Here is a 10,343-nt window from a genome sequence, read left to right on the forward strand (position 1 = left end):
TCTTCGCCGCACCTTCGACAAGCTTCCCCGCTGTTCGACGCCTAATTTTAGCGGTCGATGGCGAACAATTTTTTGGCATTTTCCGCCGTTGTTTCCGCTACTTCGGCAAAAGAAATGTTTTTGATCTGTGCGATCGCTTCGGCAACGTATTTGACATAGCTCGGCTCGTTTCGTTTGCCGCGGAAAGGGTGAGGCGTTAAATATGGACAATCGGTTTCGATCAATAAATGGCTCAGTGGAATCTCCTTCGCCACTTCCTTCGGTTTTTTCGCATTTTTAAACGTGACCGGTCCGCCAAGGGAAATGAGAAAATTCATGTCCATGCACTGTTTGGCCACCTCGACGCTGCCGCTGAAACAATGCATAATCCCGCCGACTTCGGCGGCGTTTTCCTCTTGCAAAATTTTTAAAATATCTGCCGTCGCCTCACGGTTATGAATAATGATCGGCAACTTCACCTTTTTAGCCAGCCGGATTTGCTGCCGGAACACCTCTTGTTGCACGTCTTTCGGCGATTTATCCCAATGGTAGTCAAGCCCCATCTCGCCGAGCGCCACGACTTTCGGGTGAGCGGCGAGCTGTTCAATCATCTGCAAATCATCGTCCGTCATCTCGATCGCATCAACCGGATGCCAGCCAACCGCCGCATAAATAAACGGATACCGCTCGGCCAGCTCGATCGCCCGATCGATCGTCGGACGGTCAAACCCGACGACGACAATGTGTGAAACCCCTTCATCGCGGGCGCGTTCAATGACTTGTTCCAAATCTTCTTCGTATTGGACTGCATTCAAATGTGCGTGCGTATCAAACAGCATACTAATGCCCTCTTTTCCACCTTGATGTTAAGTGTAGCATAGAAATTGGTTACATACGTCACATTTCGTTAACATTTCCATTACAAAATAGCGACAAGGAGGTGTCAAGCGCAACACCCCCCTGCCAAGCAAACCGTTATTTGATTTTCGTTCCATTCGGCACGTGTTGATCAACCGTCGCCAGCGAAAATTCCCCGCCGCTGCCTCCGGCTAGAATCATGCCTTCCGACCATTCGCCGCGAAGCTTGGCTGGTTTTAAATTGGCGACGCAAATGACTTTTTTGCCGACTAGTTCTTCTGGTTTGTAAAACTCAGCAATGCCGGAGATCACTTGCCGCTTCTCGCCGCCAAGGTCAAGCTGAAGCTTCAACAGCTTATCGGCGTTTTTTATCCGTTCGGCATGGATGACTTCAGCGACGCGCAAATCGATTTTGGCGAACTCGTCAATCGAAATTTCCGCCGCCTCCGCTGCTTTTTTTTCCTCTTTTACCGGTTCGGCGGCCGGTTTGCCCCCTTGCATATGCGCCTTAATGTACTCCACTTCCGCTTCGATGTCGAGGCGCGGGAAGAGCGGTTCTCCCTTTTGCACTTTTGTCCCTTCCGGAATGAGGCCGAAATCGTACAAGCTGTCCCATTCTTTTAATGAATGATCAGTGATGCCGAGCTGAGCGAACATGCGCTCCGGCGTGCGCGTCAAAAACGGCTGGAGCAGCACCGCCGTATGGCGAAGCGATTCAGCCAAGTGGGTCATGACGGCGGCAAGCTCATCCCGTTTCTGTTCGTCTTTCGCCAATACCCATGGCTGCGTTTCATCGATGTATTTGTTCGTCCGGCTAATCAACTGCCAAACAGCGGCGAGCGCGACGGAAAACTCCATTCCCTCCATCGCTTCTTCATATTGACGCACCACTTCGCGCGCCGTTTGCGCCAACTCTTGGTCAAACGGTGTTTTCGGCCCGCGGTATGGCGGAATAACGCCGTCGAAATATTTCTCGATCATCGCCACAGTACGGTGCAACAAGTTGCCTAAGTCGTTGGCCAAGTCATAGTTGATGCGCTCAATAAATCCTTCCGGCGTAAACACGCCATCAGCGCCGAACGGCACTTCCCGCAGCAAATAATAGCGGAGCGCATCAAGCCCATACCGGTCGATGAGCGTCACCGGGTCGACGACATTTCCTTTCGATTTGGACATTTTTCCATCCTTCATCAGCAACCAGCCATGGCCGAATACTTTTTTCGGCAACGGCAAGCCGAGCGCCATCAACATAATCGGCCAATAAATCGTATGGAAACGGACGATTTCTTTGCCGACCAAATGGACGTCCGCCGGCCAATATTTGCGGAACTTTTCATCGTTGTCCGTGCCGTAGCCGAGCGCTGTGATATAGTTGGCAAGCGCGTCGATCCAGACATAGATGACATGCTTCGGATTGCCTGGCACTTTAATGCCCCAATCGAACGTCGTCCGGGACACAGCCAAATCCTCAAGCCCCGGCTTAATGAAGTTGTTGATCATCTCATTTTTCCGCGATTCCGGTTGGATAAAATCGGGATTTTCTTCGTAATATTGCAACAAGCGGTCGACATATTTGCTCATCCGGAAGAAATAGGACTCTTCTTTCACTTTCTCAACAGGCCGGCCGCAGTCCGGACAGTTGCCGTCCACAAGCTGCCGCTCAGTGTAAAACGATTCGCACGGCGTACAATACCAGCCTTCATATTCGCCCAAATAAATATCGCCTTGTTCGACAAGACGGGTAAAAATTTGTTCGACGACTTTTTTATGCCGCTCCTGCGTTGTGCGAATAAAATCGTCGTAGGAAATGTCGAGCTTCTTCCATAGCTCCTGAATGCCAGCGACGATCTCATCGACGTATTGCTGCGGCGTTACTCCTTTTTCTTCCGCCTTGCGCTGAATTTTTTGCCCATGCTCATCGGTGCCGGTCAAATACATAACATCGTAGCCGCGCATCCGTTTATAGCGAGCCATGGCGTCCCCCGCCACCGTTGTGTAAGCATGACCGATATGCAGGCGGTCGCTCGGGTAATAAATCGGCGTCGTCAAATAAAACGTTTTTTTCTCCATCGGTTAGGCCCTCCCTCGTACTGTTGAGCACAAAAGCCCCCGTCCGGCGACGAGAGCGGCGTTACTTCTATTTTACATAATTTTTTCATTCTACAAAAACATCTATTTCTCGTGGGCTGAAAAAATATACCCAAACCGGCAAAAATACGGCCGCGTTTTCAGCCATCGCTGCGAATTTGTTATACAAGGATAGAGTTTAGATGGGCAAATTCATTCGTTTTCTCCTTTCTTTCTAAACAAACTTTTTTTGAAATAACAATATACATTTTTTTTAAATTTTACATATTAAAGGATTGACGCTTAATGGAAACACTGATATGATTAGGTTGTAGGAAATTTGTCGAATATTGACGAATAAACGACAAAAAACTTTTTTGCGGAGAGGAGAATCGACGATGAAATCGACAGGGATCGTGCGTAAAGTCGATGAGTTAGGCCGCGTCGTCATTCCAATTGAGCTGCGACGTACGTTGGATATTAACGAAAAAGATGCGTTGGAAATTTATGTTGACGATGACCGCATCATTTTGAAAAAGTATAAGCCGAACATGACGTGTGTCGTCACCGGCGAAGTGTCGGACGACAACTTCAAACTGGCCGGCGGCAAAATCATTTTAAGCCGCGAAGGCGCAGAAATTTTGCTGCAGGAGATCCAACAGCATCTAGAAGCAGCAACAGACAAAGAAAAAGAATAAAAAAGTTTCTCTGGCTTCAGAGAAACTCTTTTTTTTCTTCTTCTTGCTGTTGATGATACTGCCGATAAACGTCGCGTTTCGACATATTTCGATCACTGGCCGCCTGTTTCACCGCCTCCTTGACGGAAAGGCTGTGCTCGCGAATATAATAATCGACATGTTCGACAAGCGAAAGCGGCTGCCACCATTCCTCTCCCTCTTGCTCTTGTTTATTCCCGTCTCGCGCCCCTTCGACAATGAGGCAAAATTCACCGCGGGTGTCATGTTCTTCCGCCCAGGCGACCGCATCGCTTAAATCGCCGCGGATGAACTCCTCAAACCGTTTCGTCAACTCGCGGCCAAGAGCGATGCGCCGATTGCCGAATATATCATACATAAGAGCGAGCGTTTCTTTCAAGCGGTGGGGCGCCTCATAAAAAATTAACGTCTCCGCCGCTGTTTTTAATGACAGCAGCTGCTCTTTTTTCTCTTTTTTCGCCCGTTCCAAAAAGCCGACAAACAAAAAGCGGTCCGTGGGCAGCCCGGAGGCGACAAGCGCTGTCAATGCCGCGTTCGCTCCAGGAAGAGGGACGACGCGGCAGCGCTCGGCAAGCGCCGCAACAATAAGCTCATAACCCGGATCGGAAATGCCGGGCATCCCGGCGTCGCTCACCAATGCCACCGTTTTTCCTTCCTTCAGCCATTCGACAAGCTGCCGGCCGCTCGCGTATTTATTATGCTCATGGTAGCTGACGAGCGGCGTATGAATGCCGAAATGGGCGAGCAGCTTTTTCGTCTGCCTTGTGTCCTCGGCGGCGATGACGTCAGCTTCCTGAAGCGTCCTAACCGCACGAAACGTCATATCCTCCAAATTGCCGATCGGCGTCGGCACGATGTACAGTGTCCCTTGCTCCGTTTGTTCGGTAAAACTTTTTTGCTGCCAAAGCATCCTTGTTCCGCCCCTTTAAGATGAAATAATGCCATATAAGATCCGCTTCGTCTCCTCAGTATATTCGTTATTCTCATTATACACGACAAGCGGAGGCAACACTTTTAAGTCCGGGCTTGCGTCTTTTGTCCCTTCAATTAAAATCATGTTCGCCTCTTTGCCCTCTTTCGGGTACACAAAGCGGAGCCGTTTCGGCTCAAGACGGTATTGGCGCATGAGCGTCACAAGATCAAGCAGCCGCCCGGGCCGGTGGACGAACGCCGCCTTCCCTCCTTGCTTCAACAGCTGGCTGCTGACTCGAATCACATCCTCTAGGGTGCAATAAATTTCATGGCGGGCGATGGCGATATGTTCATTTTTGCTCAGTTCGTCTTTGCCGACTGCCGGAAAATACGGGGGGTTGCACGTGACGACATCGTACCGGCTGTAACCGATCCGTTGCGGCGCTTCTTTAATGTCGCCGTGTATGATCTCGATTTGTCCTTCAAGCCCGTTGTATTGCACGCTTCGCCTCGCCATGTCGCAAAGCCGTTCTTGAATTTCGATGCCGATGATCGTCCCTTTTGTTCGCCGGCTCAACAAGAGGGGAATCACCCCGTTGCCCGTGCACAAATCAACAATCTGCCCCTTTTGAATCGGCATATAGGCAAAATGAGCAAGGAGCACGGCATCAAGGGAAAACGAAAATACAGATGGACTTTGAATGATGCGGAGCTCTTCGTTAAACAAATAATCGAGCCGTTCATCCTCGTACAATTCCACCATGACGCACGATCCTCCATTGAAAAAAATAACCTTTCCGAAACGGAAAGGGTGGCGCTGCCTTTAGTTTTTGTTCAAAAACGACAAGCAAAACAAACAATCGCCCTCGGTGCGAATGCTTCCGTAATGGATGTGACAAATATGAAACCCTTCTTGGTAAAGGCGGGCTAAATTGTCATACCCTTCGCCAATGTCGATGAGTTTTTTGCCATGTTTGTCCCCTTTTCGTTTGCCTTCTTCCCATGCTTCTGACAATTGTTCAAGCCGACGGCGCAAATGAGCATTTTCGATTTGCAGCTGGTGATTCTCTTCTAACAGCTCCGTTACGCGCTGTTTCAGCTGCACCAGCTCGCGGTAAAAATAACTAAGTTGCTCTTCCATATTGGCCACTGATCGAAACACTTCTTTTTTATCTACTTTTTCCACTGGCCCCACCCCAAATTAATCCGCGACGCGAATGGACAACGTCCCGTTTTTCATCAGCTCATCGAGTGTATATTCGACGACCCGTCCGAATTCTGGAAGCTCGATTTGCAACACCCGCTCTAAAATGTTCAAGCCGACGACTTTGCCGAAGCCGTGCGGTGTTTCGACATATTCCCCTAAATCCGGGAGTTGTTCTTTCGCCGTCTCATACTCTTCGTTTTCATATTTCAGGCAACACATCAGCCGGCCGCACAGCCCGGAAATTTTCGTTGGATTGAGCGACAAGTTTTGATCTTTCGCCATTTTGATCGACACCGGTTCAAAATCGCCTAAAAACGTCGAACAGCAAAGCATGCGGCCGCACGGCCCGATGCCGCCAAGCATTTTCGCCTCATCGCGCACCCCGATTTGCCGCAGCTCGATGCGCGTGCGGAAAATCGACGCTAAGTCTTTCACAAGCTCGCGGAAATCGACGCGCCCATCGGCAGTGAAATAAAAGATCACTTTATTGCGGTCAAACGTATATTCCACATCGACGAGCTTCATTTCCAGCCCGTGCTCCTCCACTTTGCGCAAGCAAATGTCATACGCCTCGCGCGCCGCCTTTTTGTTTTCTTCTACAATCCATTTATCTTTCTCATTCGCCACGCGGATCACTTTTTTGAGCGGCAGCACGATGTCGTTTTCGTCGACTTGTTTATTGGCGATGACGACTTTTCCGTACTCAATGCCTCGGACCGTCTCGACAATGACGAATTCGCCGACGGGAATAACGGCATCGCCAGGGTCAAAATAATAAATTTTCCCTGCTTTTTTAAAACGGACGCCGACTACCGTATACAACGGCTCTCCCTCCTTTACCGCTTTAATTGAAGAACGAGCTGCTCAACAAGCAACGCTGTGCTCATATTTGTTGTATTTAAACGCGTTTTCGCTTGTAAAATCGCTTCCATGCCAGCCAAAATCCGCCGCTGCGGGCAAGCAAGCGCCCATCGTTGCAGGCGGTCCAGCTGATCGCGGTATAACACGCCGTCCATCTGCCCGGCTTGAATATGCAATAAATCGCGGTATAAATATAAAAGCAAATCAAGTCCAAGGTCAAGCTGATGGTTTTCCAAAAAATGCGGAAACAAGCGGTCGTGGATGAAAAACAAAAGCTGCAGCTCCGGCTTGCCCAGCATCTCATACCATTGTAGCACTAATGTTCGCGCCTCGGCAAACCAACTATCTTGGGCAAGCGCCAGTGCTTCCTCGAAGCTGTTTGTCAAATGGGCAGCCAACAGCGCCAACGGCAACGGCACGTGCTCCTCGACAAGTCCCTGAGCGAGCTCTGCCGGCGGCAACGGCCGGAACGAAAGCACTTGACAGCGGGAAACGATCGTCCCTAGCAGGCGGTGGTATTGCTCAGTCAGCAATACCGCCACCGTCCCCGGATGCGGCTCTTCCAAAAATTTCAGAAGGCTGTTGGCAGCGCTTGTCGTCATTTGATCGGCGTGCTCAACGATGTACATTTTTTTATCCGACTCGACCGCTGTTTTCGAGAACTCTTGCTGCAGCCATTCGATTTGTTCCTTTTTGATTGATCCTCCGTCTGGGCTGATCACCCGGACGTCAGGGTGGTTGCCGGAGTCGATGCGCCGGCAGTTGCGGCACTCCAGACACGGGGAAACTCCGATTGGGGACAGACAAAACAAACGTTTCGCCAACAACAAACTGGCCGCTTTTTTGCCCGTCCCCCGCTGCCCCTCAAACAAGTACGCATGAGAAATCCGCCCTTTTTCCAAGCCGCTTTGCAGCATTTTCGCCACCACCGGCTGGCGTTTCGCTAGCTGTTCCCATCGCATCGCCATCACTCTTCCTTGATTTCTTATTTCTATTCTATCATGTCCACTAGGAATCATCACGGTCGGATTCATGGAAATGGCGCTGTCATCTTCCTTTCAAACGGGAAAGCACCGCGGCCGTTGTTTCAGCGAATACATCATCAAGCGGGCGGTTCGCGTCGATGACGACAATGCGGTCGGCAAACCGTCTGGCGAGTTCCCGATACCCTTCTCGCACCTTCTCATGAAAAGACAACGTTTCAAGGTCAAGCCGATTCACTTCCCGGCTGCGGTTTCGTCGGATTCGTTCAAGCCCAATTTGCGGATCGATATCAAAATAAATCGTCAGCGACGGCATATACCCATCAATAGCGAACTCATTAATTTTCCATACTTCCTCAATGCCAAGCCCGCGGGCAAATCCCTGGTAGGCGAGGGAACTGTCAACAAACCGGTCGCAAAGGACGACGCACCCAGCCTCAAGCGCCGGCACGATTTTCTCAAGCAAATGCTGCCGGCGCGCCGCCGCATACAAAAGCGCCTCCGTCCGCCCGTCCATTTCCGTATAATCACGGTTTAAAATGATTGAGCGAATCGCCTCGGCAATGCGCACCCCGCCCGGTTCCCTCGTCGCCACGACGTCAATCCCCCGCTCACGCAACAACGACTCCAATTTGCTGATCATCGTCGTTTTGCCGGCTCCTTCCGGTCCTTCAAACGAAAAAAAGCATCCGTTCATCACTCGCGGCATCCTTTCCATCCTTCCTATTCGTATACAACCAGCTGACCATCTTTCAGCCGGCTTCCGCCTTGTATGTGCGCCCGCTGACAAAGAAGCTGGCGGATCTGTTCAATATGGCCGCGGCCGATCCGTTCTCCGACCCACACGAGCGGCACCCCAGGCGGATATGGAATGACCGTTTCCGCCGCTATATGTCCTTCAGCTTCCTCGAGCGCCACAGCTTTTGTCCGCAAATGGCGCAGTTCATTATACGGGACTAAAACCGATAGAAGCGGTCCGAGAAAAGGCGAAGCGTCACACACCGGCGCCTCGCCATCTGGCAAATCGCGCCACGCTCGTTTGATTTTCTCCGCTGCTTCCTGAAGCCGCCCGGTTACCGCCAGCGGGCAAACGAAAAGCACGTTCATTCGATCAGCAAGCTCGACAAACACCCCTTCGCGCTCAAGCCAACGTTGCAGTTCATACCCGGTCAAGGAACAGCGCGTCTGCACCGTTACTTTCAGCGGGTCGGTCTGTACGCCAAAATGGCGGGAACAAACGACTGCCACCCCGTCAATATCGGCCAAGGCTGCTTTAAACTTCTCAATTTCTGCCACGATCGCCGCCGCATCGCTTTTTGAAAGCTGGGCGACATAACTCCGCGCCAAATCGAGCGACGCCATAATCGGGTAAGACGGGCTGCTTGACTGAAACAACTGCAAAAAATATTTCAACCGCTCAAGATCAACCCGCTCGCTGTTTACATGCAAAAACGCTCCCATCGTCATCGCCGGCAACGTTTTATGCGCCGACTGCACGACAACATCGGCGCCATAGCGAAGCGCCGATGTCGGAAAAGGGGGGCCGACAACGAAATGGGCGCCATGCGCCTCATCAACCAGCACCGGAATGCCATGTTCATGAACTAGACGGACGATTTCTGTCAAATCGGCGGCCATTCCATAATAATTTGGGTTCGTCAATACAACCGCAGCAACATCATCATGAAGCGCCAACGCCTCTTTGACCGCTTTAGGACGAATGTGCGAAGCGACACACACATCACGATCAAACTCGGGAGCAAGTAGAACAGGAGTGGCTTCCATGAGTTGCAATGCATGCATCACCGATTTATGGCAATTGCGTTGTACAATCACTTTCTTCCTCTTTCCATCACACACGGCGGCGATCATTGCCAAATTCCCTGCCGTCGAACCGTTCACAAGGAAAAACGTCTCCCTAACGCCATACAGCTCCGCCGCCAGCGCCTGCGCCTCGGCAATCACCGACTCAGGATGATGCAAGTCATCCAAGCCGGAAATTTCCGTCGCATCCAACGCCAACAGCGGCGCAAACATATCTCTCCCTCGTTTCGAAAACAAAGCGCCGTATTTATGTCCCGGCACGTGAAACGAAACCGGGCGGCGCGCCCAATGGTGCACGAGAGCGTCATATAAAGGAGTTTTCGTTTGATCCATCATCATCCTCTTTCCTTGCTGTCTGTCCCAGAACGGCCATCATCCGGGCAGACTGCCGAAATGCATGGGATATGCAGGAGAAACATCAAACATATAGTATCACAAACGCCCGAAAAAACGCACGAGTCGCGTCAATCGCAAATAAAAACAGGCCCAAATGCAGGACCTGATTACGAGTGAATTTTCGATGTAAACATTTTGCGCAGCTGCCGCACATAAAACGAGTAGTTCGGGTCGTCCGTATTCGTTTGCACAATCGCCCGGTTGCAGTCCAAACAAAGAAAATGGCCAAAAAGGAAAATCCCTTCCTTTTTTTCCTGTTCACAAACGATGCATACATGTTCGCGTTGATTCCGGTCTGCTATTGATGTCCTCACGCTCTCCACCTCCCATCCTCTATGTTTCCCACATTGCTAACATTCTATACTAGTAGATGAAAGGAAGAGAGACATTGAGCGGGTCCTTATCGTTTTTTCCTCAAAAAACGAAAACAGCCAATTGCACCAATGCAACTGGCTGCTCGTTTATTGCCTAGCAGCGACCTACTCTTGCAGGGGCGCTGGCCCCAACTACCATCGGCGCTGGAGGGCTTAACTTCCGTGT

Annotated in this window: 11 protein-coding genes and 1 rRNA gene; 1 reads left to right on the forward strand and 11 read right to left on the reverse strand. The window is 50.8% G+C overall.

From position 1 onward, the window contains the following. Nucleotides 1-47: 47 nt before the first annotated feature. Nucleotides 48-818 carry a TatD family hydrolase gene (locus tag ABS784_RS14365; protein WP_013143959.1) on the reverse strand — a complete coding sequence of 257 codons (771 nt, stop codon included), beginning with the start codon at nucleotides 816-818 and terminating at the stop codon, nucleotides 48-50. A 136-nt stretch (nucleotides 819-954) separates the two neighbouring features. After that, nucleotides 955-2,907, reverse strand: a complete 1,953-nt coding sequence (metG, locus tag ABS784_RS14370; RefSeq protein ID WP_014194565.1) for a methionine--tRNA ligase — start codon at nucleotides 2,905-2,907, stop codon at nucleotides 955-957. Between the two features lie 395 nt (nucleotides 2,908-3,302). On the opposite strand from metG, the gene ABS784_RS14375 reads away from it, so the two are divergent. Next, nucleotides 3,303-3,602 (forward strand): transition state genes transcriptional regulator AbrB, encoded by a 300-nt coding sequence (locus tag ABS784_RS14375; RefSeq protein ID WP_011229546.1) that lies wholly within the window; start codon nucleotides 3,303-3,305, stop codon nucleotides 3,600-3,602. A gap of 16 nt (nucleotides 3,603-3,618) precedes the next feature. On the opposite strand, the gene rsmI is transcribed toward ABS784_RS14375, so the two are convergent. The 9 genes from rsmI to rrf form a co-directional block, all read right to left on the reverse strand. Next, nucleotides 3,619-4,530 carry a 16S rRNA (cytidine(1402)-2'-O)-methyltransferase gene (rsmI, locus tag ABS784_RS14380; RefSeq protein ID WP_014194563.1) on the reverse strand — a complete coding sequence of 304 codons (912 nt, stop codon included), beginning with the start codon at nucleotides 4,528-4,530 and terminating at the stop codon, nucleotides 3,619-3,621. Between the two features lie 15 nt (nucleotides 4,531-4,545). Then, on the reverse strand, nucleotides 4,546-5,295 hold the full coding sequence (locus tag ABS784_RS14385) for a tRNA1(Val) (adenine(37)-N6)-methyltransferase (RefSeq protein WP_014194562.1): 750 nt from the start codon (nucleotides 5,293-5,295) through the stop codon (nucleotides 4,546-4,548). A 60-nt stretch (nucleotides 5,296-5,355) separates the two neighbouring features. Then, complete coding sequence (yabA, locus tag ABS784_RS14390; RefSeq protein ID WP_011229543.1) at nucleotides 5,356-5,718, reverse strand: DNA replication initiation control protein YabA; 363 nt, start codon at nucleotides 5,716-5,718, stop codon at nucleotides 5,356-5,358. A 15-nt stretch (nucleotides 5,719-5,733) separates the two neighbouring features. Next, nucleotides 5,734-6,561 carry a PSP1 domain-containing protein gene (locus ABS784_RS14395; RefSeq protein WP_012820432.1) on the reverse strand — a complete coding sequence of 276 codons (828 nt, stop codon included), beginning with the start codon at nucleotides 6,559-6,561 and terminating at the stop codon, nucleotides 5,734-5,736. 14 nt (nucleotides 6,562-6,575) lie between these two features. Then, a complete protein-coding gene (holB, locus tag ABS784_RS14400; protein ID WP_021322628.1) occupies nucleotides 6,576-7,568 on the reverse strand; it encodes a DNA polymerase III subunit delta' in 993 nt (330 codons plus the stop codon). A gap of 79 nt (nucleotides 7,569-7,647) precedes the next feature. After that, nucleotides 7,648-8,280 (reverse strand): dTMP kinase, encoded by a 633-nt coding sequence (tmk, locus tag ABS784_RS14405; RefSeq protein WP_014194560.1) that lies wholly within the window; start codon nucleotides 8,278-8,280, stop codon nucleotides 7,648-7,650. A gap of 26 nt (nucleotides 8,281-8,306) precedes the next feature. Next, nucleotides 8,307-9,740 (reverse strand): aminotransferase class I/II-fold pyridoxal phosphate-dependent enzyme, encoded by a 1,434-nt coding sequence (locus tag ABS784_RS14410; protein WP_025039043.1) that lies wholly within the window; start codon nucleotides 9,738-9,740, stop codon nucleotides 8,307-8,309. A 170-nt stretch (nucleotides 9,741-9,910) separates the two neighbouring features. Beyond that, the gene (locus ABS784_RS14415) at nucleotides 9,911-10,117 is read right to left on the reverse strand and encodes a sigma factor G inhibitor Gin (protein WP_011229538.1); all 207 of its coding nucleotides are present in this window, start codon (nucleotides 10,115-10,117) and stop codon (nucleotides 9,911-9,913) included. Nucleotides 10,118-10,269: 152 nt separating this feature from the next. Beyond that, nucleotides 10,270-10,343 (reverse strand): 5S ribosomal RNA (rrf, locus tag ABS784_RS17400); the annotation flags it as partial.

This window comes from Geobacillus sp. G4 (assembly GCF_040327975.1).
GTDB classification, from domain to species: Bacteria; Bacillota; Bacilli; order Bacillales; family Anoxybacillaceae; genus Geobacillus; species Geobacillus thermoleovorans.

Bases quoted from the DNA above. Each gene is read 5' to 3' on its own strand.
- tmk (WP_014194560.1), bottom strand. From the start codon at position 8,280: ATGAACGGATGCTTTTTTTCGTTTGAAGGACCGGAAGGAGCCGGCAAA.
- ABS784_RS14385 (WP_014194562.1), bottom strand. From the start codon at position 5,295: ATGGTGGAATTGTACGAGGATGAACGGCTCGATTATTTGTTTAACGAA.
- ABS784_RS14410 (WP_025039043.1), bottom strand. From the start codon at position 9,740: ATGGATCAAACGAAAACTCCTTTATATGACGCTCTCGTGCACCATTGG.
- rsmI (WP_014194563.1), bottom strand. From the start codon at position 4,530: ATGCTTTGGCAGCAAAAAAGTTTTACCGAACAAACGGAGCAAGGGACA.
- ABS784_RS14375 (WP_011229546.1), top strand. From the start codon at position 3,303: ATGAAATCGACAGGGATCGTGCGTAAAGTCGATGAGTTAGGCCGCGTC.
- holB (WP_021322628.1), bottom strand. From the start codon at position 7,568: ATGGCGATGCGATGGGAACAGCTAGCGAAACGCCAGCCGGTGGTGGCG.
- ABS784_RS14365 (WP_013143959.1), bottom strand. From the start codon at position 818: ATGCTGTTTGATACGCACGCACATTTGAATGCAGTCCAATACGAAGAA.
- metG (WP_014194565.1), bottom strand. From the start codon at position 2,907: ATGGAGAAAAAAACGTTTTATTTGACGACGCCGATTTATTACCCGAGC.